Source organism: Vibrio sp. CAU 1672 (assembly GCF_029223195.1).
Classification (GTDB): domain Bacteria; phylum Pseudomonadota; class Gammaproteobacteria; order Enterobacterales; family Vibrionaceae; genus Vibrio.
The window spans coordinates 111,101-133,177 of record NZ_JARHUF010000007.1; the positions used below are offsets into that span (position 1 = coordinate 111,101).

Below are 22,077 nucleotides of genomic sequence, written 5' to 3' on the forward strand. Positions count from 1 at the left end.
AGCCATATATAGAATAGCCCAATGCCTCGACGGGAAGTGTGTACGGGTAAATCAGGCACAACCAAGGGAAAGAATAACGTCTTACCTCGGGAGATCTTATTAGCTGTCTCGGACGAGACTAATGCAGCAGTGATGCTGTGTGATGGTTAATAAGAAGTCAGCAGAAGGCATAGTACCTTGGGGAAGTACAACCTAAGGGAAGGCCGGAACTGAATATATCAAGAAGCAGTCACTAGACACTCAACCATGTGGAGTCATAGCAAGATGAACAATATCTCTACGTACCAATGGGCAACACCGCAAGTGACGCTCATGGCCACGAAGAATGACAAGCATGTTTGGCGTAGACAGGAGGACGAGTCTTGGTGACCTCAACTCAGTTGATGGAGCAGATCTGTTCATCAACGAATCTGAACCAAGCCCTGAGAAGAGTGAAGAAGAACAAAGGATGTGCTGGCGTTGATAAACTCGACATAACAGCCACTATCTCGATGCTTCGGCAGTCTTCCAATGGGCAAGCACTCCGCCAGAGCCTTCTGGACGGTAGCTATCAACCCTAACCCGTTTTGGGTGTAGAAATCCCTAAACCTAGCGGGGGAATGAGGCAGCTAGGTATCCCAACGGTACTTGATAGGATCGTCCAACAGGCCGTCACATCAGTCCTGACAGATATCTACGAACCAAAGTTCTCCAACAGCAGTTACGGGTTCAGGCCCAACCGTAGTGCCCACCATGCTCTGGCAGCAGCAAGTCACTACATCAGAGAGGGGCGGTGTTATGTAGTCGATGTTGACCTAGCGAAATACTTTGATACCGTGAATCACGATAGACTGATGCACAGGCTATCGAAAGACATCACAGATAAACGGGTACTGAAGCTGGTCAGGTCATACCTACAGGCTGGCATAATGCGAAACGGGTTAGTCGAGCAGAGGCAACGAGGGACACCACAGGGTGGCCCATTATCTCCGCTGCTATCAAATATCGTATTAGATGAGCTGGATAAAGAGCTTGAACGAAGAGGGCATAAGTTCTGCCGATATGCAGACGACTGCCAAATCTACGTGCGCAGTGAGGAAGCCGCAAATCGAGTAAAAGCCTCGATAACGGAGTTCTTGGAGCAGAAACTGAAACTCACGGTCAACCGGGAGAAGAGTGCGGCAACAAGAGTGATAGAGCGGACTTACCTAGGCCATCGCTTCCAACGAGATGGAAGTATCCATATCTCGAAGACAGCACAAACTCACATGAAGAAGCGAGTGCGTCAAATAACGAAGCGGAATCGGGGACGAGAGTTGAAGACAGTAATAGTCGAACTAACTCAATATCTAAGAGGTTGGCAACACTACTTCAAGCTCGCCATACGGAAAAGCGCGATGCAGCGCTTGGATGAATGGATAAGACGGCGCTTACGGTGCTACCGACTCAAGCAGCGAAAACGCAGACACAGTATAGCGACATGGTTACGCCAAGAAGGCGTAAACGAGCGCAATGCTTGGAAGCTAGCGATGTCAGAGAAAGGATGGTGGCATCTGGCTTTATCGCCGCAGCTCAATCAGGCCATGTCAACGAAACGGTTCAAGGAGATGGGCATGTACTCATTGATAGATGGATATGAGTCACTGAAAATATATTCGGAACCGCCGTATGCGACCCACGCTTGTACGATGGTGTGAGAGGACGGAGGCCGTGAAGCCTCCTCCTACTCGATTGTTCTGCGTCGAGAATCCACACCAAACCGAGTGTTATTCCATGGTTTAGAATATGTTACATTAGCTGCAGAATAATAATGTCTTCAGTTTAATAAGGACTAGCTCATGGATGCTTTAGATCTTCTGCTCAACCGCCGTTCTATCGCCAAACTATCTGCGCCAGCACCAGAAGGCCAAGTGCTGGAAAACATCATTCGCGCTGGCTTGCGGGCGCCTGATCACGCCGGATTGACCCCGTGGCGTTTTGTGATTGCCCAGGGAGATGGTTTGAAAAAGCTCTCGGCCATTCTCGCCGCTGCGGCCCACGTGGAAAACAGCGATGCCTCAGTGATCGAAAAAGTAAAGAGTGCACCATTTCGCGCGCCAATGGTGATCACTGTGATCGCCAAGGTCACAGAGCATGAGAAAGTCCCGGCGTTAGAGCAACACCTTTCTGCCGGTTGCGCTATACAGGCGATGCAGATGGCTGCCGTTGCCCAGGGATTCCAGGGTTTCTGGCGTTCGGGCAAGTGGATGTTCCACCCTGAAGTGCGTCAGGCGTTTGGACTGGAAGGTGAAGATCAGATCGTTGGTTTCCTTTACCTCGGCACCCCGGGTTGCAGCCCCATGAAAGTGCCGGAGCGTGATCTCACCAAGTTTGTTGAATACTTATAACTGTCTATATATACAGTTTTTCTTGATTTGTCCGGGTGAGATTAGATAATGTCGCCCTGATTTTAATAATGTCCAGAATCTTATGTCTCGTCTGTTTATCGCTGAAAAACCCAGTCTCGGCCGCGCTATTGCGGCGGCACTACCTAACCCTCAAAAGAAAGAACAAGGTTTTATCCGTTGTGGTAACGGCGATGTGGTGACCTGGTGTATCGGCCATTTATTAGAACAGGTCGAGCCGGACGCTTATGATGAACGTTATAAGAAGTGGAACCTGGCTGATCTGCCGATTGTGCCGCAGCAGTGGCAGTTGCGGCCACGGAAAACCGCCAGCAAACAGCTGACGGTGATTCGTAAGTTGCTCAAAGATGCCGCGGAAGTGATTCACGCCGGAGATCCGGACCGGGAAGGACAGTTACTGGTCGATGAGGTGCTGGATTATTGTAAGCTGGCCAAAGCGAAAAAAGCCGCGACTCAGCGGCTGCTGATTTCCGATCTGAACTTACCGGCCGTCAAGCGGGCGATCGGTAATATGCGCAGTAATCGCGATTTCATTCCCTTATCCGTTTCTGCACTGGCTCGTTCGCGCGCAGACTGGCTGTATGGCATGAACATGTCCCGTGCTTACACGCTGCTGGGGCAAAAAGCCGGTTATCAGGGGGTGTTATCGGTGGGGCGGGTGCAAACTCCGGTGTTGGGCCTGGTGGTAAGGCGCGACGAAGAAATCGAAAACTTTGTGCCGAAAGATTACTACACCCTGCATGCCCTGATCCCGTATCAGGATGGCCAGGGCGCGTTTGATATTTGTGCCCGCTGGAAGCCCAGTGACGCCTGTAAGCCGTGGCAGGATGAGGAGGGTCGGGTACTCAGCCGCAAACTGGTAGAGAACGTAGCCAGCCGGATAGCCAATCAGCCCGCAACGGTGACGGAATCGGAGCAGAAGCAGACCAAACAGGCACCACCGTTGCCGTACTCGTTATCGACGCTGCAGATTGATGCGGCGAAACGTTTTGGGATGAGTGCTCAGCAGGTTCTGGATACCTGTCAGGCTCTGTATGAAAAGCACAAGTTGATCACCTATCCGCGTTCTGATTGTCGTTACCTGCCGATGGAGCATTTGGCGCAGGCGGACGCGGTGACAGCGGCGGTGGCAAATAATGCCAACGAACTGAATGGAGCGGTGCAGGGTGCTGATCTGGCCCTCAAGTCGAAGGCGTGGAACGACCAAAAGGTCGATGCTCACCACGCGATCATTCCGACGCCAAAGCAGGCGAAGGTTAATGCGCTTTCCGCCAATGAGATGAAAGTGTATCAACTTATCGCACGCCAGTACTTAATGCAGTTTTATCCGGCTGCAGTGTACGCGGAAGCTAAACTGATGTTCGGCATTGCCGGGGGAACCTTCGTTGCGAAAGGGCGGCAACTGGTCTCTCCGGGTTGGAAAGCCTTAATCGGCAAAACTGACAGCCCGGAGGAAGGGATTGACGCGGTGCCACCGTTAGCCAAAGGAACGGTGCTGACCTGTCGTGAAGGTGAAATTAAAGACCGTAAAACTGAGCCTCCCAAACATTTCACTGAAGCGACACTATTGCAGGCCATGACGGGGATCGCCCGTTATGTGGCAGATAAAGAATTGAAAAAAATTCTCCGTGATACGGACGGATTAGGCACTGAAGCGACACGTGCCGGGATCCTTGATACCTTGTTCAAGAGGCAGCTTCTGACCCGGAAGGGCAAATCGATCCTCAGTTCCCAGGCCGGGCGGGGCTTGATCCACGCGTTGCCTGAGGACGCGACCTATCCGGATATGACCGCGCACTGGGAACACCAGTTGCAGGGGATGGCGGAGCGTAATCAGGCATACCAGCCTTTTATGCAGGCTCTTGAACAGCGTATCGACAGTTTGATGGCCGAAGTCAAAGCCGGGCCAGTACCGGAATCGCTGCGCGATTTACCCAAAGTAGAACGACCGGCATTCAAACGTAAAAAGCGCGGTTATAGCAAAGCAGGTGCGACGAGGAAGCGTACCTCGGCTAAGTGATAAGCGCTTACCATGTGCTGATTAATGGCCTGACTGATAACACTGGGTGAATGGCAGGGACGCTACAGGCGTCCCTGCTGCCTTTTGACATGCTCTAGAACAAAATCGCGAAAGACCTGATTTGCCCTTGATAGGTAACTGTCGCGTCGCCATGCCAGGCTTAGGTCGATGCAAAATGGTTCTGCAAACGGACGGGTTACGATGCCATCGTTATCCTGAATCGCCACTTTCCACATAGGTGAAATCGCAAACCCCTGACGAATGACCGACTTGATCAGTGGCAGCAGGTTACTGCTGAAGGCCACGTTCGGGCGCATCTGCTCTTCACGGCTGATCTTCTCAATTAAGGTATGGAAATAGTAACCTTTTTGGAACAGCACCAGATCATGGGCGAGAAAGTCCCGGTACTCAATCAGTGGTTTTTCCGCGAGCGGATGATCCGAGGCCATACACACCACCATTTCTTCCTGGATGAGTTCCTCACTGCTGAGCTCAGGCACGAGATCTTTATCGGCAACCACTCCCAGTTCCAGCTCTCCATCGAGCAACTGCTGGCGAATACTGCGTGTCCCCGCATCGATGATATCTAATGACAGCCCCGGGTACTGGTGGCGGAAGGCCATCAGGATCGGCGGAAAGAAGTAGGACCCCATCATGCTGGGCAAGCCAATCTGGACTTCACCCTGATCCAGCCCTTCTATCGCCTGCATCGCCAGTTTGGCATCATTGGTTTGTTGCAGGATCTGCCGGGCGTGCTGGAGAAACTGCTGGCCGGCCTCGGTCAGGCTGACGCCTTTATCCCGTCGGTGGAATAACTGGGTTTTGAGTTCCGCCTCTAACTTTTTGATACTGGTACTGATGGCGGGCTGAGCCAGATTGAGCCGTCGGGCCGCCGCTGAAATGGTTCCGGTTTCAACCACTGTTGCAAAATGTAATAACTGTTTTAGTTCCATGCTTTTCCCTGACCATGCCAAACCAGCGTTAACGGCAGGCCGTCAATATCTGCTTTTACGGGTATAAATAATTTTTATGGATCTAATAAGAACAGCATATTTTATTTATTGTCAAGCTCTCTTTATCCTAGCCCTATTCATCTCTCAGGGTATCGTATCAGTGAAAAAAATGACCCATTACAGCCGCTTGACGCTGACTGTTTGTCTTTGCTCGATTGTGACGTTTTCCAATATTTACTGGCTTCAGCCGTTATTGCCGTTGTTACAGCAGAGCTTTGGTGTCAGCTCAATGTCCGCTAATCTGGCGATGTCAGCGCCTTTATTCGGCATGGGGCTGGGTTTATTGGTCTACGCCAGCTGGTCTGATGCGGTTGGCCGCTGTACGATTTTAATCGTCGGAACCGCCGTCGGGCTTTGCATCTCTTTTGTGTTACCACTGGTAGAGGATTACTCGCTGTTTCTTGCCTTGCGTTTTGTTCAGGGGAGCTTTCTGGCGACGTGCCCGGCGGTTGCCATTCCGCTGCTGGGTGATGAACTAAGAAAGAGCTGGCTACCGGCGGCGGTGGGTTTTTATATCGCTTCCAATACCATCGGCGGGATCAGCTGCCGTCTGCTTGGCGGGATCAGCTCTGAGTATCTGGGGGGATGGCAAGCGGCCGGTCACGTGATCGCGGCAATCAGTGCGGTACTGTTCTTGGTTGTATATCTCATTTTGCCGCAGCAGCGCCGCTTTAAACCAACCAGGTTTGCGTTAATGCCAAGTTTACAGGCCTTTGCCTCGCACCTTAAACGGCCTCAACTGGTGGTTATCTACCTGATCATTGGTTTGGCGTTTGGCTGTTTTGTTAACTTGTCCAATTATTTAATGATCGTGCTGGAGCAGGCACCTTATGCACTGCCAAGTGATGTGCGCAGTTTGTTGTTTCTGACCCTGCTGGGCGGCACCACCAGCTCTTCTCTGGCAGGCAAGTTTTCTAAAAAGTACTCGCAAGCTACCGGAGTGGCAATTGGTATCGGGGTGATGTTATTCGCCAGCTTTGTGCTTGGTAATGGCCACTTAGCGATGCTGGTTGTTGGAATGGTACTCATGGCGGTGGGGTTCTTTTTCTGTCATGCCCAGGCAAGTGCTTTGGTTGGCCGTAGCGTCAACAAGGCAAAAGGCAGTGCACAGGCTCTGTATAGTCTATTTTATTATACCGGGGCAAGCGTCGGGGTGTTCTTCTTTGAGCCGCCTTTTCAGCAGTGGGGGTGGCAAGGCGTGTTGCTGAGTTCGCGTATCGCGCTGGCGATTTGCCTGGTATTGGTACTTGTCTATCAGGCATTGGCGGTGAAAGGCAGCAAGACTGTGCCTCAAACCGTGTAGCGTTTAAGCAGCGGCGCTCATCGAGCCTGGTACACCACCCGAGCTCAGGCTGGCTCGGTGATCACCACGGGATCACGCTGCCATCATAGTTATAAAAACCGCCACTTTGCTCCGGGGTAAGGTTGTCAATGACGTTTGTCAGGCCCCGGGCTGATTCGGCAGTAGATATTAGTGCATTTGGCCCGCCCATTTCGGTTTTTACCCAGCCCGGATGCAGCGCGGCGACCGTAAAGCCGTGTGGCGTCAAATCGTTACTTAAACTTTTAACGACGGAGTTTAGGGCAGCCTTCGACGAGCGATAGATATAGCCACCACCTGAGGTGTTCTCTGTCATGCTGCCGACTTTGGAAGAGACGCAGGCGATCTTCTTCAGTGTGCCTTGCTCAAGCAACGGAAACAGCGCTTCAACCAGTTTGAGGGGGGCAATGGTATTAATTTCAAACACCTTGCGCCACTGGTCGACGTCGGTGTGGCCAAACCCGTACCCTTTAGGCCCGTAGTAACCCGCATTGTTGATCAAAATGTCGATCGCCGGAAGTTCGCGGGCCAGATCGTCAAAAGCAGCATAATCGGTGATGTCTACCTGGTGCAGGGTTAAGGCGTCAAACTGCTCCCCGAGTTGTTGCAGTTCACCGGCGCGGCTTATCTCCCGGAAAGTGGCATGTACCTGATAGCCGTGTTTGAGGTAATGTTTGGTTAAGCTCAGGCCAATGCCTCGGTTGGCACCGGTAATAAAGACCACCATAGTCACTCCATGAATCAGCAAAACATACGATGCCTCATTGTGGGATTGGATTTAAATAAAATCAACTGGCTATCCCGGAACACTTGAGGGAGTACAGCCCGTTAGCGATGCGTGTGCGCTGGCGCCAGCCGAGCCGTTGCAATTGAATCCCAGTTTAATCTTGCTATTATCCCAGCATGAGCCACCAACGGTTTCGTTATGCTGCCTTTGATCTATCACCCTATCTATTCACAGCTGCCATTGCCTGACGGGCATCGTTACCCGATCATGAAATACCAGTACCTGTATGAGGCGGTTAACCGGCATATCTGTGATCAGATGTTAGATGGTGATCAGATCCAGTTCTTTCAGCCCTCGCCACTGAGCCTTGATGTGCTCAAAGCCATTCATTGCCAAGAGTACGTTGAGCAGCTGGTCAGCGGCACCTTGCCCGCCGCGAAGATGCGCCGGATTGGCTTTCCCTGGAGTGAAAAATTAATTGAGCGGACATTAACATCTGCCGCCGGTACGGTGTTAGCTGTGGAAAAAGCGCTTGAGTCCGGTATCGCGATCCACCTTAGCGGTGGTTACCATCACGCCCACCATAATTTCGGCAGTGGTTTCTGTCTGTTTAACGATCTGGTGGTGGCAGCACACCGTGCGTTGGAGCATGAGCAGATCGACAAGGTGCTGATCATTGACAGTGATGTGCATCACGGGGATGGTACCGCGACATTGTGCCAGGAAGAGCCGGATATCATCACATTATCGTTTCATTGTGAAAAAAATTTCCCGGCCAGAAAGCCAGACTCGGATCTGGATGTACCTCTGCCGTGCGGGACCGGTGATGAGGACTTTCTCGATGCCTTTCGTGAAGTGGTGTCGATGGCGATGCACTTGCATCGACCGGATTTCGTCATTTATGACGCCGGGGTCGACATCCACGCGGAGGATGAACTGGGGTATTTCAACGTCTCTACTGAAGCGATAGCTCAGCGTGACCGGTTTTTACTCCGGTTAATGAAAGAGCGGGGCACCCCGATTGCGGCGGTGGTCGGTGGTGGCTATCGCACCAATCATGCTGATCTGGTGCCAATACACCTTGAGCTTATTCTTGCTGCCCTCGATGTGTTTGGCCACAAGGAGTAAGGTCATTATGACGATAATGGTTTTCGTCAGTGAAACGATAAACAGTTAAAAGGATAATTAGGAATGAAAATGCTTATCTCGATGGTACTGGTCATGTTCAGCTTTACACTTACTAGTGTGAGCGCTCATGCCTCTGAACGTGCTGAACAGGGCTGGCGGCTGGTCGAGCAGGGGGCTTTGCTGATTGATGTCAGGACGCCGCAGGAATTTGCGGCCGGCCATCTGGAGCATGCGCGTAATTACCCGTTGTCTGAGTTTGTTTCTCATGTGGCTTTGATTGATAAGTCACAACCGATAGTGGTGTATTGCCGCAGTGGTAACCGATCAGGCAAGGCGTTTGATTACCTGATTTCGCAAGGTTATACCCAAGTCCACAATGCCGGCGGCTTAGAGGAGATGCGAAGCGTACAGAGAGGTGAATAACTTGCTGCGGCCAGTCAGGCATAAACCGTTTCGGCAGACAGTGTAATAGATTGTAAACAGAAGTAAGCTCTAATAAAGAAAATACACCGTGTGGTTTAAAGGGTACTACAGTTAGGATTAACGCCCGCCGGATACTCCGGCGGGTACGCCAACGTGAAGGGAGGTTATTATGGAAAGATATTGCCCGATTTGCAGAACTGAAATGGTCGATAGAAATCGCATAGCTGTTTGCCCGAGGAACGATATCGGAGAGTGTTCTTACGATGGTTATCTGGATCACCAAATGCAGACGGCCAGCGTTACTACCACTCCCCAGGATGAGCTCAGCCTGACTCAAGAGTTGAAATAACTTTTCCCTCACTGGCCTGTGCGCGTGTACAGGCCTGACGCTTTTTCACCTTAATTCCCCCCAACCCCCTACTGTCGATAACCGGCGTTGATTCGGTGGTGAGGGGTTTTGCTGTGTTTGCAAACCGGTTAAATCGGCAGCTCGTGGGTTTGTTTCAGGGTTCGTACCACTAATGTTGAGCGGTAGGTTTTGATCGGAATGTCGTGGTAGTAATCCAAAAAATGATAAATGTAGTCGGTGTATTCAATCGCACTTTTAAACTTGGTGATCAGCAGGAAGTCCATATTGCCTGACACCAGGTAACAGCCCACCACTTCCGGGTTTTCCCGCACAAAGCGCTCCATCACACTGTCAATGTCGGCAGAGTCATCATGTAACTCAACAGAGAAAAAAGCCGTGATCTCGATGCCGACTTTGCGCTTATCGATTAAAACGCCTCGCCCGGTGATGATGCCTTGTTCCTCCAGGCGTTTGATCCTGCGGTGGCAGGCTGGTGGTGACAGTCCAATCTTATTGCCAATCTGTTCGAGGCTGGCGGTGCCATCCTTTTGCAGCGCTTTGAGTATGCTTAAATCAAATCCATCCATGTTTTTCTCTGCTTAACCTAGCCGTTGAATAATTGTCGATATTCACTATCAAATACGCAAAATTATTATTCAAATACATTCATATAATAGCAAAGGTAAATACGAACGGTCTGTGCCGTTCACTCAACTAACCAACAACGTCGCGTTTGCTAGGAGACAATATGAAAGAGACCCACCTACTCACTGCTTTTGACACGCCAGCCTGGCAGGGGAAAAAGGATTTGGAGGCTGTCGGCATGCCCGAGCTGGCGTCGAAACTGGATAAGCTTTGGAGTGCTTATGTTGACGGCTGGACCCAGTCGGCGATTCAGGGTAATCCCTGGAGTGATGAAAACAACAGTGATCGCAGTAATTACCAGAACCCGTTAGGTAAAGAACTGGGGCCGGTATTTGATCGTCCTGTTTACCCGGCATGCATTTCCTAACCGGCTGAGCAAGTTTTATGGCGAGGGGCATATATCTGGTTTTAACAGCCAGTTAAGCTAGCCTTTGAGTGAAGAGCAACTTAATGAGTTGGCGGACCGGGGCTGCATTACTGAGCCGGGCACGCAGCAGACTTATTACTTGTACAAAGACGGTGGGATTGATGAAAAACAAATCCTGACCGCGCCGAGCAGTAAGTCACTGTGCAGCGGGCAGCCCCAAAGCCAGCCATACGCCCCTCAGGGAGCACGCGGCTGGTTGGATGAATATTGTGAGTGGTCGATTACCTACGACAAACAGGGCAAGATGAAGCGCATTGTTTTTACCTGTGAAAACCCGGCCTATTATTTTACTTTGTGGCAGGTGAGTCCCGAAGCAGTACTTAAACTGTATCAGTGTTATGTCGATCCGGCCGTGAAACTGGAAGATCTGTATTTACGCTCTAAAGATGGTCAACGTGTTGTGGTTGATCCTACCACCGGCCGGCCCGCTTATAATCCGACCAATAAATGGAACTCGGGGACAATGCATGTTGCGGGACAATGCGGCGGTGCAATGCACCTGAAGTCACCACCCAATACCCTGAGTGCCGAGATAGAGCTCGGTGCTGCGGCAACTACTTTGCGCCAATGCGGCAATACGGATGAAGAAACCCTGCTCTGTTGCGGCCAGTTCGGTCAGCCGTACCGCAACTCGGATCCGCATATCGGGCAAGCGGTTAATACCATTACCCAATATCTTCCCAGCCTTTCCGGTGGTGCTGCTAACGTTGCCACCCTGGCCAACCCGGTGGGCTTGTACTTGCAACAGCCGAGTTTAGATGACTGGAAAGGCCCGAACGGGGAAGATCTCTGTGAGTACTGGGTGGTAGAGCGCGGGTTGGTGACGTCAGAGCGAAGCTATATCCTGCAAGCCAGTTTTGAGATCCCGGCGTCGGCGGGTTTTGGCATTGAAGATTGCCGCATTAATCAAGACCGGATCACCCATGCCAGTGTTATAGCGCGCTACCTGTCGGTCGGGCTTTATCTCCAGCCGATGTTTAATTCTTCGGCGCGCCAGGACGAGGCCTACCGATGTGTCGTCAGCCGCCCCGATCCACAAGCAAAACCGGATCTACTGCAACCATTCACGTTATTTGAAGCCGAGTCGGTTTCCGATTTGCCGTGCAGCCTGATCCGCGGACAAACCAATTGCTATGCGCTGACGGTAAGTGATCTGGAGGAGGGAATCCAAGCCTCTGATATTTCAGTGCGGTTTGATGTTGAGGGTATTGAAGCTGTTGTCGATGATATTCGCAAGGTTGAGAGGATACTATCCGGGGGGACCGAACTCGAGTCGATAGACGTGGTTTACCTGACGGTTACAACCTCTGTCCAGGCCCCGGTTGGCTTGGTAAAACTGGCCTTGTCCGCAGCTCAATGCACTCAGCCTCTTCTGTGGGCTCATGGCATGGCGATTGTGCTGGAATAAAACGGAAAACTTAAACGGTATAGGGTGAAGGGAGTCTTATGCCGTTTGAGTCAACGACCAAGGAGAATAATTATGATTAAGCTCAACAGAGGCTGTCTGCTGTTGCTCCTGCTTGTGAGCAGCTTGGGTGCTCCTGCCGCTGCTGACAAACGCTCTTGTCAAGCGAGCATTGCTGCGATGGAACCAAACGCGAGCGGTTTTTTGTCTAACTCGGACGACTTACTACTGCCGGATCAGGAGGTAATGAACTGCTTTATGTGGCAGACATTTGCTGCGCTCAACTGGCCTGCGAGTCAGCAGCAACCCCTTACGGGGGTTTCTGTCCGCTAGATCGGCATTCCGGAACCCAACACCGCTCTGCTCAATCACCCGCGCTTGTGGCAAACCTATATGGATGTCAGTCGCTTTATCGGTCGCCCCGGGAGCGAGGTGCCTGATTGGGGAGAGCCGGCCAGCATTCCTGAGTTTTGTGTCGATGACAAACAGCTGGCCCCGGCTATGGTATTGACGGATTATCTTCAGGCCAGTGCCGGTGGCGCATCGCGGGGACATGTTGCGGTGCTGCGCGATGTTAACGGTAACCCTATCTATTACCAGCAGCTGGTAAACGTCGCAGAGTACAATTATTTCATCGAAAATGATCTGCAAACGGTCACCGGGCAACAAGCATTTGTGCAGAATAAGTGCTCAGGGAAAAGTGCGGTGCCAGGGCCCGGTACCTGTATCCAACTTCCGCAAGGTAAGCTCGCTGAACAAGGACCTCTTGGGCAAAACACCGGCGCGACAGAAATTAAAGCGTCGTGGCGAATCCTGACCCAGCCAGAGCTGGCGCGACACGCTCGTTCGTTCATTACCAGTACCGCCTATATCGTCGAGCCAGCGGAGCCGGACAGTGAAGCTCTGCCCAAGTGCTCGTCACAGGTGGTCGGGCTTATCGGGCTGCATATTATTCATAAAGACCCGCTCAAAAACCAGTTTATCTGGAGCTCGTTTGAGCATCAGAATAATGCGCCCAGCAAGGGCGAGGGCAGCAGCATCAATGATGACAAGCCTTGGTACAGCTTGTACCGCAAGGGCTGTGAGCCGGATAAGTGTGGTCTGCCCAACACTTCACCTACCAGCATTACAGGCATGACCCCCACTCAAGTTGTGCGTTTAAACCCCATTCCCGACAGCATTGATGCTCTTAACCGATCGGTTCAGGCCGTGTTTGGTGCGGACAGTGTAATGCGTAACTACGAGTTGGTGGACGTATTGTGGACCAATAGCGCCCGGGCCAATCAGGAAAGTGATTTCCGCTCGACCAACGGTGGCAGGCTGGCCAACACCTCCATGGAAACCTATGTGCAGGACGATAACTGCGTTAGCTGCCATCTGCATGCAAAGATCGCTAAAACCACTGATGCTAAGGCGCTTGATTATCACTCCGATTTTTCATTTGTTTTTGAGCAGGCCAGTAAAGCGGAGCCACAAAACTGAACGGACTTTTGTACCGGATGGCCTGGTGGTTGCTTTACACCCGTCTGACAGAGAAGTATCGCCACGCAACAAGAGAAAAGGAATGTTAAAATGGGAGCAATACAAAGCCACGCAGGTTGATGACTGCGCGGTAGATGTGACTTACTAACGCTCACAGATGAAGAAGAGGGCTAGGCTGAAGTGCCCTTTTCTTAACGGTCGTTTTTCCCCCTAGCATGCCCTGTTCTGATTGCACCCAGGCCTGGTTACCCCACGTTCGTCTGGCGATGTGCTTGAGCAATAACCAGGCTTAAAGCAGAACAAAAGCAGAACATGTATCAATCCGTTATTAACTAATAAAATTTATGAAATTTATCCACGTAACCAGCCGGCGTGGATTAGGCTTAAACGTAACTCTGTGGCAAAACGGTGAGACCAAACGTTACGCATATGGCCTTGAACTCGCATGCTCAGCCCAAATCCAGGCAGCGGCTACAACACTACGCGTTACTGGTTTTTGTGGCTATCCCGGTTATTTTACTGACGGTACTGCTTGATGTTTATCAGACTGGTGCGCCGTATCTGTCGAGCATTGCGTGGGTGCCCTCGATGGGGGTGGATTTCAGTATCAGGCTCGATGGTTTGTCGATGCTGTTTGCCGGGTTGATCTGTGCTATCGGGGCCATGGTGCAGTTTTATGCCATGTCCTATATGCGTGATACACACAACCAGGTCGTCTTTCATCTCTATCTCAGCCTGTTTATGCTCGCCATGCTTGGGCTGGTGCTGAGCGACAATATCATTCTGCTGTTTGTATTTTGGGAATTGACCACCCTGACTTCCTATCTGCTGATCGGGTATCAACATCAAGCTGAAAAATCACGCCAAAGTGCCCTTCAGGCTATGCTGGTCACCGGTGCGGGAGGGCTGGCATTGCTGGCGGGGCTAATCATGCTTGGCAGCATCGCTGGCAGTTACGAGTTAAGCGTTATCTTTGCTCAGGCTTCCGCTATCAAGCAGCACCCGCTGTACTTACCTTCACTCATTCTGCTCCTTGCCGGGGCGTTTACCAAATCGGCGCAGTTCCCGTTTCACTTCTGGTTACCGAGCGCCATGGCAGCGCCGACCCCGGTCAGCGCCTATTTGCACTCGGCAACTATGGTCAAAGCCGGGATTTATCTGCTTGCCCGGATGTCGCCGATATATGCTGACAGTGAGGTATGGAGCTATGCCCTGGGGATCACCGGTGGCGCTACTGCCGTATGGGCGGCATTACTGGCAGTCCGGCAGACCGATCTTAAACTGATGCTGGCCTACAGCACCAACTCTGCTCTGGGTAAACTAACCCTGCTCCTGGCGTTGGGTACAGAAACGGCCATTACTGCCGCACTGCTTTTTATCCTTGCCCATGCGTTTTATAAAGCTGCATTGTTTATGGTGGTTGGCAACATCGACAAAGCCACCGGTACGCGGGAAATTGCGGCATTATCGGGGCTGAGAGCCTGGCTGGTGTTCAGTTTTGTCGCTGCTGCCATTGCCGCGTTATCCAAAGCCGGGCTGCCCCCGCTACTCGGATTCCTGAGTAAGGAATACATGTATAAAGCCGGGTTGGAGACGACAATAACTGGTGTGGTGACATTACTGGTGGTCAACGGGCTGATGGGCGCTTTGGCATTGCGGCTGGTACTGGGTCCGTTTTTTACCGGGAATGATAAGCCTGCAACCTGTGGTGAGGTCAAGCGTATTGAGTCGGACATCGGTTTTTGGCTGCCTCCCATGCTGCTGGCACTGGCGAGTGTGGCGGTTCCGCTGATAGGTTTGAGCTGGTTGCAGCTGAACCTGATTTCCCCCGGCCTGATTGCTGTCAGCCCTCAGGCCCAACCAATGGTTGTGAAGCTCTGGCATGGTTTTAATCTTCCTTTGCTGTTAAGTGGGGTTACAGTACTGGTGGCTGGGTTGCTTTACCACTGGCTACCTCATTTTAGCCAGTGGTTGAATCGGTGGATGGCACTGTTGCCCAGCGCCAGCTCGTTGTATCAAAAGGCCGTGGACCGGTTAATTCAGCTCGCAGGCTGGCAAACGAGGTTGCTGCAAGCCAAACGACTTAGTGTGTATGTACTGGTTTGCTTCGCCGTCTTAACTGTATTGCTGCTCAGTCGCCTGCCGGGGCTCGACCTCACGCTGGCCGACTCGTTACGCGAAGTGCATTTTTACGAAGTCGGTATCGCCTTGATCCTTATTTCAGGAGCACTTCTTTGCGTGGTTTCCTCGCGTCGTCTGTTGTCTGTCTCAGCTCTGGGAGGGATCGGTTTTATGACCACGTTAGTTTTTATGCTGTACAGTGCGCCGGATGTTGCCAAGACCTTGTTACTGGTCGAAACATTAATCGTGGTTTTTCTGGCCTTGTTACTGCGCCACCTGCCCACTCTGGGTTCGGTAATACCTCATTCACGCGGGCGGCGGCTGTTTAATGCCTTGATTGCCATTGCTATCGGTGTATCGGTTACTTTGTTATTGATGTCGATAACCGCATCACCATTAGATATGCGTTTGCCGGACTATTTTGCCCACAACAGTGTACCCAGTGGTCATGGGCGGAATATTGTGAATGTTATTTTGGTCGATTTCCGGGCCCTGGACACCCTGGGCGAAGCGCTGGTGGTGGTGATCGCGGCGATGTCAGCTGCAGGGCTCGTCAAGGGATTAGCACAAAAAGCCGATAAGGTTCAGTCATTAATCTTCAGTACCACCGCCCATATCGTGGCGGTGATTATGATGGTGTTTTCCTTTTACCTGTTATTACGTGGCCACAACGCACCAGGCGGCGGGTTCATTGGCGCATTGATTGCTGTGATTGGCCTGTCCCTGCTTATGTTTTCGGAATCGACTCGTTACGTGAAACAGAGGTTGCGTTATCCACCACTGAACGTCGCCCTGTTTGGGATCCTGCTGGCGTTGTTCTCTGGTGGGGTAAGCCTGCTGCAAGGGCTCCCCTTCCTGACGGGGCTGTGGTGGCTGGAGGGGGTGAAACTTGGCACACCGTTACTGTTTGATATCGGTATTTATTTTGCCGTGGTCGGGGCGGTGATGACGGTATTACTACGGGTGAATGAGGAGCTGGGCTAATGGAAGCGGTATGGAGTGTGGTGGTGGGTATTTTTGTCGCTGTGGGGGTCTATCTGCTGCTGGAGCGACATGTGTTACGTATTCTGTTTGGTTTGATTTTGCTCAGTAATGCCGTCAATCTGGCGATTTTTACTGCTGGCCGTATGACGGCAGGCAGCCCGCCTTTGATTCACAAAGACGCTTTACTCCCGCCTGAAGGGGCTGCCAACTCGCTACCTCAGGCTCTAATTCTCACGGCTATCGTGATTGGGTTTGGTCTGACGGTATTTGCGTTGTTGCTGTTTTACAGGGCTTATTGTGAATCTGGTACTGCAGATGTGGATGCAATGCAGGACTCGGAGCAGGAGGATTGATGGCGTCATTATGGCTGACATTACCGATCATCATTCCTGTGCTGACCAGCGTGGTTGGGTATTTTCTGCGTAGTTACGTGCGTGGCCTGTCGTTACTGAGCGGCTTCAGTGCCTTACTAGTGTTGCTGATCACGGTGTGTCTGTTGCAGGAGGTGCTTGCAAACGGGCCTCAAGCCGTTGCCTTTGGCCGCTGGATAGCACCATTTGGCATTGTGTTTGTCGCCGATTCGTTTAGTGCCGTTATGGTGTTTGTCAGTGCCATCATCGGGATGGTGATTGTGATTTATGCCATAGCGGATATATCCAGCCGACCTTCGTATGGGCTCTACCACGTGCTTTTTCATGTGTTGTTAGCCGGGGTGTATGGCGCTTTCCTTACCGGGGATATGTTCAATCTTTACGTCTGGTTTGAAGTGATGTTGATCGCTTCGTTTGGCCTGATGGTGCTGGATGCTCAGCGCAGGCAAATTGACGGGGCGATCAAGTATGTCACGCTAAACCTCATTTCGACCATGACGCTGCTGCTGGCGATTGGTGTTTTGTATGGTGTTACCGGGACGCTCAACCTGGCTGATCTGCATCATAAAGTTGCTACGCTGCCGTTTGAGACATCTGCATTGCTGGCGGTGCTGTTTATGTTTGCTTTTGCCCTCAAATCCGCGCTGTTTCCACTCTTTGCGTGGTTGCCGGCCTCTTACCATACGTTGCCCAGTGCTGTCGTGGCATTGTTTGCCGCGTTACTCACCAAGGTTGGAGTTTATGCGTTGTTCAGGCTCTTCACCCTTGTCTTTCCTTTGGATCAAAGCGGCTGGCAAGAGATGCTGCTGTGGGTAGCGGGGCTGACGATGTTAACCGGCGTGTTAGGCGCAGCCAGCCAGTACAGCGTGAAACGGATCTTGTCATTCCATATCATTAGCCAGATCGGTTATATGGTTTTAGGCTTAGCGCTCTATACTCCGCTGGCGATCGCCGGAGCGGTGTTTTATCTCATCCATCATATTATTGTTAAAGCCAATCTGTTTTTGATCGGTGGCGTATTGCAACGACGATGTGGTACTGATCAGCTACGCCAACTCGGGGGAGCGTACCAGGCGATGCCGGGTCTGGCGTTTCTTTTTATTATCCCCGCTTTCTCGTTGGCTGGCTTTCCGCCTTTGTCAGGTTTTTGGGGTAAGTTCCTGGTCATCAAAGCCGGGTTTGTCACGCAGCATTATCTGCTTGCCGCTGTTGCGTTGGTGGTGGGATTGCTCACGGTTTTTTCAATGACCAAGATTTGGAGTGAGGCGTTTTGGAAAGCGCCGCCGCAAAAACTGCAGCTGACGCCACTGTCACCGGGAACACGTTGGCTGTACTACGTTCCCATGCTCACATTAACCTCGATCACCATCTGCATCGGGTTGGCCGCAGAGCCTTTTTATGACGTTGCTGAGCAAGCGGCTGAGCAGTTACTTAATCCCGAGAGGTACCTTGAGGCGGTGTTGGGAGGGAGACCATGAACTACTTTTTACTCAATCTTTTTCTTGCCTTTGCCTGGATGCTGCTGAACGGTCAGTATTCCAGTATGGATTTCGCGACCGGTTTTTTGGTCGGATTGATTGCCTTGAAGTTGGGTCAGCCCTTTGGCTGGCACAGCCGATATTTCCGACGTTTTAAATCTGCGTTTACTTTATTAATTTACTTTAGCTATCAGATGCTGGCCTCGGCGCTGCGAGTGGTGTGGGATGTGGTTACGCCACAGCATCTGAGTGAGCCTGATATCGTTTATGTGCCGCTGGATGCATCGAGTGATTTAGAGATCACCTTGCTGGCCAATATGATTTCACTGACGCCGGGCAGTTTAAGCCTGGATGTTACCCCGGATAAAAAATACCTCAGTGTACATGTGATGTTTGCCCCTGATCATGAGGTGGTGATCAGGGAGATCAAGCAGGGACTGGAGCGCAAGCTTTTGGAGGTGACTCGTGAATGAGTTCTTATCGTTGAGTATCAGCCTGGCCTATCTGGGACTGTTGGTCAGCTTTGTGCTGTCGTTTGTCCGCTTGACGCGCGGACCGACACTGGCAGACAGAGTAGTCGCCCTGGATTTAATTGCTTTCCTCACCATTGGTTTTATTGCCGTCTATACCCTGGACAGTGGGCAAAAATCCTTGCTGGATATCGCGATCACCCTCGGGCTGGTGGCCTTTTTAGGTACCATCGCCTTCGCGCGCTTCATCGCAGCACAAAAGACCAAAAAGGTGAAGTGATGGCGTTATTGGTCGGGTTATTGCTGTTGATTGGTACGTTGTTTATGGTGATTGCCAGCCTCGGCATTGTCCGCTTACCAGATCTTTACACACGTATGCATGCGGCAACCAAAGCCGGTACGATTGGTCTGGTATTTATTCTGTTGGCCGTTGCTTTGTCATTGCAAGATATTAGCGTGTGGTCACGCGTGGTAGGGACGGTATTATTTATTTTTCTTACCGCACCGGTGGCGGCGCATTTACTGGGCAAAACGATGTTGCGTCGCGGATATAAAATGTGGCGCAAAAGAAAAAGTGATAGCGGCTCCGTGTGAGCCAAAGTACGCGACTTTGGCCCAGTATTTTTACGCCGTTCACTTGTGCTGTTTAGTGAAGGCTTAGCTGATTGGTGAAACAAACCCTTGTGGTTTGAGTGCTACCAGAGAACAATTGACTGACTGCAGGATATTTTCAGCGGTATTGCCGATCACAAAGCCGGGAATGCCTGAGCGTGCCAGTGTTCCCATCACTAATACATCGATTTCCTCGCGCTCAACGCAGTCGGGGATCTCTGTATCCGCTGTGCCGTGTAAATGGTGGATCAGAAACTCACCAGACAGTCCGGATTCATCAATTAATGCTTGCAGGGCTTCGCGGTGTTTCACTTTTGCTGACTCAATCTCTGCATTGAGCTCTTCTTCCGGAACCTTAATCCACACATTATCCTGCAGATAGTGCTCAAGCTGATACTCCCAGCAGGAAATGATATGCAGACGGCTGTCACAGGTGTCTGCAATTGAGCGGGCCAACTCGAGTAAACGCAAACAGAGTGCTTTGGTTTCAGGCGCAGTGACCACCGGATCAATGGCTACCGCGACACGGCGGTGATGGTGCGGTTTGGCTATCGGGCGATTCAACCATACCGGACAGGGGCATTTTCGCAGCAAGGTCATGTCGATGGCTTTAAATCCGTCGTCATCTTCTTCCAGAGGCTCCGCGCTTTTGATCAGCAGATCATGTGAGTGATGCTGAATATGCTGAATGATCCGTACTGCCGGTTTTTCGCCACTGACGACACGAACCGGAAAGGAAACCTCGTGCTCAGTGAACTGTTGTTGCTCTTGTATGGCGCGAATCGTCGTATAAAGAGACTCATACAGCGAGTTCTCATAAGTTTCCTGATATTGAACCATATTGTCGGGCAACGCCGGGCACACTACGAGCGCCTGCAATTGCGCCTGATTGTTGGCTGACAAGCTGATCGCCTGGGTTAAAGACTCATTGTCGTCGGTTAGGCCTTGTGTGGTGAACAAGATATTTTTGAATTTTTTCATACCCGCCTCCTTGTACTTTCAGTGTTGACCCTGTCGGCGGGGTTTGCCAATGATAATGTGTAAAGGATGATGAATTTCATCTTATCGGACAGGAAATTAGCTCCACACAGCGGGTGGATAGAGAAAAGCAATGAGAGGGATAAACCTACCCTGGTGACACCGAAGGGAGAAGGTGCACTGGCTGGCATAAAGTACTAACCGGTGGGGGTGTTGAGATGTTGGCTATTTGAAACAGTTATAAATGGGCTGGCCACGTAAACTGAACCTTGGCCCCCGGCTGAGGACCGGGGCCAGGGCTAAGATCCCCGACCATGAGAGACAGGGTGCAGGGACACAGCAGAGTTAACCGATGGTTAGAAGAACCACTTCACACCAATTTCAGCTTTTAGCTCATAGTCGTTTTCAATGGAGTGACCGTTTGGCAGCACCACATCGCTGGCAGCATACTGCAGTTTTGTCATTAGCCACTGCGTACGGTCACTTTTGATCGGTGCGTTAAACATCATGTTGAAAGCGGTTGATTCGATTTCTACCACATCGCCTGAAGCTTTGTAGTACTCAGGCCATGCCTGAATAAATGCACCAGAATCCCCGATGTTTTTGGTCAAAAACATGTTTAGCATGTAACCATCGGCGCTCTTACCAAATACTTCACCCACGGTGTAGTTTACATTCGGGAACAGCATTACACCGCCAGTGTAAGCGGGGTTGATCATACCGATAGCACCTACCGAAAGTAAGGTTGTGTCATCCAGTCCGGTGGTTTTTTCGTGAATCAGGTCGGTCATGAAGCCCACGCGAGGAAAAAGCTTACTGTCGATCGGGGACACCTGGAAGTATTGAGCGCGAGAGCCTAAGTAATTGAGGCCCATGGTATCTTTGCCCGGTTCCGCTTTATTGTCGCCGAAGTTACCTTCGATGAAACCACCAAACTGGATGTTTTCAGTCCACGAACCGGTCAGCATTGATGAAACGCGGATGTCTGCGTCAGAGGTCACAAAGAATGCCGCCTGAGTATAAACACGCGTTAAGTCAGAAGGGTCGATTACTTGGCTTTCCTCGGCCATTACCGGAGCCGAAATAGCGGCAAGCATAGAAGCCGTAGTTAATAATTTTTTCATTTTGGGTTCTCTTAATTGCGCTTGATTCACTACTCGGCTTCCTTTCTTCGTAGAGATCAAGAGGTTGATTTCAGTTCGGCCAGATATTTACAAAAAAGAGCTAAACGACGAAATCACATTTGGAAGGAGATCCCGTACATCTCTACTGGTGTGATAAGCTCAAAGAGGTAAAGGGGCTAAGCGGAGCGTAAGGCTGTGGGTGATAATGAACGAAACTATGACAAGACAACTTGTCTTATCAAGATATCGATAATAAGTAACAAACTGTAAATGGTTCGGGTTATATGCCAGAAGTGGGGTGCAGGTTGATATATTGCGGTTGGTTTAGCCGCTGGAGTCAATCCTTTTTAATAGGAGATTTGTCTGTGCTGGCAATGGAAAAGCGGTGCGGAGATAGATACTGATACTCATTAGAGAGTATTTTTCAGGCTGTTGCCACAAACCTGTCCTGTGAACGCAAATAGCAAAAAGCCCGCTAATAACTTAGCGGGCTTTTTAAATGTGGCGGAGAGATAGGGATTTGAACCCTAGATACGCTATTAACGTATGCCGGTTTTCAAGACCGGTGCTTTCAACCACTCAGCCATCTCTCCGTTGTGGGGCGCATAATATAAG

General features: G+C 51.1%; 21 protein-coding genes, 1 tRNA gene and 1 pseudogene. 17 read left to right on the plus strand and 6 right to left on the minus strand.

Translation table 11 applies throughout. The features are described from left to right. Positions 1 to 383 precede the first annotated feature (383 nt). From ltrA to P2G85_RS08920, 3 genes and pseudogenes are all read left to right on the plus strand, one after another. Positions 384 to 1,676: pseudogene (ltrA, locus tag P2G85_RS08910) on the plus strand (group II intron reverse transcriptase/maturase). 141 nt (positions 1,677 to 1,817) lie between these two features. Beyond that, positions 1,818 to 2,366, plus strand: a complete 549-nt coding sequence (locus P2G85_RS08915; RefSeq protein WP_275863746.1) for an NAD(P)H nitroreductase — start codon at positions 1,818 to 1,820, stop codon at positions 2,364 to 2,366. An 82-nt stretch (positions 2,367 to 2,448) separates the two neighbouring features. Further along, positions 2,449 to 4,404 (plus strand): DNA topoisomerase III, encoded by a 1,956-nt coding sequence (locus P2G85_RS08920; protein ID WP_275863747.1) that lies wholly within the window; start codon positions 2,449 to 2,451, stop codon positions 4,402 to 4,404. A gap of 62 nt (positions 4,405 to 4,466) precedes the next feature. Here P2G85_RS08920 and P2G85_RS08925 read toward each other — a convergent pair whose 3' ends face one another. Continuing rightward, positions 4,467 to 5,357 carry a LysR family transcriptional regulator gene (locus P2G85_RS08925; RefSeq protein WP_275863748.1) on the minus strand — a complete coding sequence of 297 codons (891 nt, stop codon included), beginning with the start codon at positions 5,355 to 5,357 and terminating at the stop codon, positions 4,467 to 4,469. Between the two features lie 169 nt (positions 5,358 to 5,526). Here P2G85_RS08925 and P2G85_RS08930 point away from each other — a divergent pair, with 169 nt between their 5' ends. Continuing rightward, the gene (locus tag P2G85_RS08930) at positions 5,527 to 6,720 is read left to right on the plus strand and encodes an MFS transporter (RefSeq protein WP_275863829.1); all 1,194 of its coding nucleotides are present in this window, start codon (positions 5,527 to 5,529) and stop codon (positions 6,718 to 6,720) included. A 61-nt stretch (positions 6,721 to 6,781) separates the two neighbouring features. On the opposite strand, the gene P2G85_RS08935 is transcribed toward P2G85_RS08930, so the two are convergent. Continuing rightward, on the minus strand, positions 6,782 to 7,471 hold the full coding sequence (locus P2G85_RS08935; protein WP_275863830.1) for an SDR family oxidoreductase: 690 nt from the start codon (positions 7,469 to 7,471) through the stop codon (positions 6,782 to 6,784). Between the two features lie 192 nt (positions 7,472 to 7,663). On the opposite strand from P2G85_RS08935, the gene P2G85_RS08940 reads away from it, so the two are divergent. The 3 genes from P2G85_RS08940 to P2G85_RS08950 all read left to right on the plus strand — a co-directional run bounded on the left by P2G85_RS08940 (position 7,664) and on the right by P2G85_RS08950 (position 9,365). Continuing rightward, on the plus strand, positions 7,664 to 8,593 hold the full coding sequence (locus tag P2G85_RS08940; RefSeq protein ID WP_275863749.1) for a histone deacetylase: 930 nt from the start codon (positions 7,664 to 7,666) through the stop codon (positions 8,591 to 8,593). A gap of 63 nt (positions 8,594 to 8,656) precedes the next feature. Continuing rightward, entirely contained in the window at positions 8,657 to 9,016 is a 360-nt protein-coding gene (locus P2G85_RS08945) for a rhodanese-like domain-containing protein (protein WP_275863750.1), read from the plus strand. A gap of 169 nt (positions 9,017 to 9,185) precedes the next feature. Continuing rightward, the gene (locus P2G85_RS08950; RefSeq protein ID WP_275863751.1) at positions 9,186 to 9,365 is read left to right on the plus strand and encodes a hypothetical protein; all 180 of its coding nucleotides are present in this window, start codon (positions 9,186 to 9,188) and stop codon (positions 9,363 to 9,365) included. A gap of 128 nt (positions 9,366 to 9,493) precedes the next feature. Here the strand turns inward: P2G85_RS08950 and P2G85_RS08955 are convergent, their stop codons facing one another. Beyond that, the gene (locus tag P2G85_RS08955; protein WP_275863752.1) at positions 9,494 to 9,952 is read right to left on the minus strand and encodes an Lrp/AsnC family transcriptional regulator; all 459 of its coding nucleotides are present in this window, start codon (positions 9,950 to 9,952) and stop codon (positions 9,494 to 9,496) included. Positions 9,953 to 10,113: 161 nt separating this feature from the next. Here P2G85_RS08955 and P2G85_RS08960 point away from each other — a divergent pair, with 161 nt between their 5' ends. The 10 genes from P2G85_RS08960 (at position 10,114) to mnhG (ending at position 19,342) form a co-directional block, all read left to right on the plus strand. Then, the gene (locus P2G85_RS08960; protein WP_275863753.1) at positions 10,114 to 10,377 is read left to right on the plus strand and encodes a hypothetical protein; all 264 of its coding nucleotides are present in this window, start codon (positions 10,114 to 10,116) and stop codon (positions 10,375 to 10,377) included. Positions 10,378 to 10,441: 64 nt separating this feature from the next. Continuing rightward, complete coding sequence (locus tag P2G85_RS08965) at positions 10,442 to 11,845, plus strand: hypothetical protein (RefSeq protein ID WP_275863754.1); 1,404 nt, start codon at positions 10,442 to 10,444, stop codon at positions 11,843 to 11,845. 72 nt (positions 11,846 to 11,917) lie between these two features. Beyond that, positions 11,918 to 12,175: a hypothetical protein gene (locus tag P2G85_RS08970; RefSeq protein WP_275863755.1), complete on the plus strand. Its 258-nt coding sequence runs from the start codon at positions 11,918 to 11,920 to the stop codon at positions 12,173 to 12,175. A 60-nt stretch (positions 12,176 to 12,235) separates the two neighbouring features. Then, the gene (locus P2G85_RS08975; RefSeq protein WP_275863756.1) at positions 12,236 to 13,324 is read left to right on the plus strand and encodes a hypothetical protein; all 1,089 of its coding nucleotides are present in this window, start codon (positions 12,236 to 12,238) and stop codon (positions 13,322 to 13,324) included. A 588-nt stretch (positions 13,325 to 13,912) separates the two neighbouring features. Beyond that, positions 13,913 to 16,429 carry a hydrogen gas-evolving membrane-bound hydrogenase subunit E gene (mbhE, locus tag P2G85_RS08980; protein ID WP_275863831.1) on the plus strand — a complete coding sequence of 839 codons (2,517 nt, stop codon included), beginning with the start codon at positions 13,913 to 13,915 and terminating at the stop codon, positions 16,427 to 16,429. Further along, the gene (locus P2G85_RS08985) at positions 16,429 to 16,782 is read left to right on the plus strand and encodes a Na+/H+ antiporter subunit C (RefSeq protein ID WP_275863757.1); all 354 of its coding nucleotides are present in this window, start codon (positions 16,429 to 16,431) and stop codon (positions 16,780 to 16,782) included. Before mbhE ends, P2G85_RS08985 begins: the two co-directional genes overlap by 1 nt. Next, entirely contained in the window at positions 16,782 to 18,278 is a 1,497-nt protein-coding gene (locus P2G85_RS08990; RefSeq protein WP_275863758.1) for a proton-conducting transporter membrane subunit, read from the plus strand. The genes P2G85_RS08985 and P2G85_RS08990 overlap by 1 nt, the downstream gene beginning before the upstream one ends. After that, positions 18,275 to 18,751, plus strand: coding sequence for a Na+/H+ antiporter subunit E (locus P2G85_RS08995; RefSeq protein ID WP_275863759.1), 477 nt, complete (start codon positions 18,275 to 18,277; stop codon positions 18,749 to 18,751). The genes P2G85_RS08990 and P2G85_RS08995 overlap by 4 nt, the downstream gene beginning before the upstream one ends. Then, positions 18,744 to 19,028 carry a cation:proton antiporter gene (locus P2G85_RS09000; protein WP_275863760.1) on the plus strand — a complete coding sequence of 95 codons (285 nt, stop codon included), beginning with the start codon at positions 18,744 to 18,746 and terminating at the stop codon, positions 19,026 to 19,028. The genes P2G85_RS08995 and P2G85_RS09000 overlap by 8 nt, the downstream gene beginning before the upstream one ends. After that, positions 19,028 to 19,342 (plus strand): monovalent cation/H(+) antiporter subunit G, encoded by a 315-nt coding sequence (mnhG, locus tag P2G85_RS09005; RefSeq protein ID WP_275863761.1) that lies wholly within the window; start codon positions 19,028 to 19,030, stop codon positions 19,340 to 19,342. The genes P2G85_RS09000 and mnhG overlap by 1 nt, the downstream gene beginning before the upstream one ends. 63 nt (positions 19,343 to 19,405) lie before the next feature. Here the strand turns inward: mnhG and P2G85_RS09010 are convergent, their stop codons facing one another. The 3 genes from P2G85_RS09010 to P2G85_RS09020 form a co-directional block, all read right to left on the minus strand. Beyond that, positions 19,406 to 20,341: a universal stress protein gene (locus P2G85_RS09010; protein WP_275863762.1), complete on the minus strand. Its 936-nt coding sequence runs from the start codon at positions 20,339 to 20,341 to the stop codon at positions 19,406 to 19,408. Positions 20,342 to 20,694: 353 nt separating this feature from the next. Beyond that, entirely contained in the window at positions 20,695 to 21,462 is a 768-nt protein-coding gene (locus P2G85_RS09015; RefSeq protein WP_275863763.1) for a hypothetical protein, read from the minus strand. Between the two features lie 502 nt (positions 21,463 to 21,964). Continuing rightward, positions 21,965 to 22,055: transfer RNA gene (locus tag P2G85_RS09020), tRNA-Ser, on the minus strand. Between the last annotated feature and the right edge of the window lie 22 nt (positions 22,056 to 22,077).

Excerpts from the sequence above, each read along its gene's own strand:
- P2G85_RS08925 (WP_275863748.1), bottom strand. The coding sequence starts at position 5,357 with ATGGAACTAAAACAGTTATTACATTTTGCAACAGTGGTTGAAACCGGA.
- P2G85_RS08940 (WP_275863749.1), top strand. The coding sequence starts at position 7,664 with ATGCTGCCTTTGATCTATCACCCTATCTATTCACAGCTGCCATTGCCT.
- P2G85_RS08990 (WP_275863758.1), top strand. The coding sequence starts at position 16,782 with ATGGCGTCATTATGGCTGACATTACCGATCATCATTCCTGTGCTGACC.
- mbhE (WP_275863831.1), top strand. The coding sequence starts at position 13,913 with ATGGGGGTGGATTTCAGTATCAGGCTCGATGGTTTGTCGATGCTGTTT.
- P2G85_RS08920 (WP_275863747.1), top strand. The coding sequence starts at position 2,449 with ATGTCTCGTCTGTTTATCGCTGAAAAACCCAGTCTCGGCCGCGCTATT.
- P2G85_RS09010 (WP_275863762.1), bottom strand. The coding sequence starts at position 20,341 with ATGAAAAAATTCAAAAATATCTTGTTCACCACACAAGGCCTAACCGAC.
- P2G85_RS08995 (WP_275863759.1), top strand. The coding sequence starts at position 18,275 with ATGAACTACTTTTTACTCAATCTTTTTCTTGCCTTTGCCTGGATGCTG.
- P2G85_RS08975 (WP_275863756.1), top strand. The coding sequence starts at position 12,236 with ATGGATGTCAGTCGCTTTATCGGTCGCCCCGGGAGCGAGGTGCCTGAT.
- P2G85_RS08915 (WP_275863746.1), top strand. The coding sequence starts at position 1,818 with ATGGATGCTTTAGATCTTCTGCTCAACCGCCGTTCTATCGCCAAACTA.
- P2G85_RS08985 (WP_275863757.1), top strand. The coding sequence starts at position 16,429 with ATGGAAGCGGTATGGAGTGTGGTGGTGGGTATTTTTGTCGCTGTGGGG.
- P2G85_RS08930 (WP_275863829.1), top strand. The coding sequence starts at position 5,527 with ATGACCCATTACAGCCGCTTGACGCTGACTGTTTGTCTTTGCTCGATT.
- P2G85_RS09015 (WP_275863763.1), bottom strand. The coding sequence starts at position 21,462 with ATGAAAAAATTATTAACTACGGCTTCTATGCTTGCCGCTATTTCGGCT.
- P2G85_RS08945 (WP_275863750.1), top strand. The coding sequence starts at position 8,657 with ATGAAAATGCTTATCTCGATGGTACTGGTCATGTTCAGCTTTACACTT.
- mnhG (WP_275863761.1), top strand. The coding sequence starts at position 19,028 with ATGGCGTTATTGGTCGGGTTATTGCTGTTGATTGGTACGTTGTTTATG.
- P2G85_RS08970 (WP_275863755.1), top strand. The coding sequence starts at position 11,918 with ATGATTAAGCTCAACAGAGGCTGTCTGCTGTTGCTCCTGCTTGTGAGC.
- P2G85_RS08950 (WP_275863751.1), top strand. The coding sequence starts at position 9,186 with ATGGAAAGATATTGCCCGATTTGCAGAACTGAAATGGTCGATAGAAAT.
- P2G85_RS08955 (WP_275863752.1), bottom strand. The coding sequence starts at position 9,952 with ATGGATGGATTTGATTTAAGCATACTCAAAGCGCTGCAAAAGGATGGC.
- P2G85_RS08960 (WP_275863753.1), top strand. The coding sequence starts at position 10,114 with ATGAAAGAGACCCACCTACTCACTGCTTTTGACACGCCAGCCTGGCAG.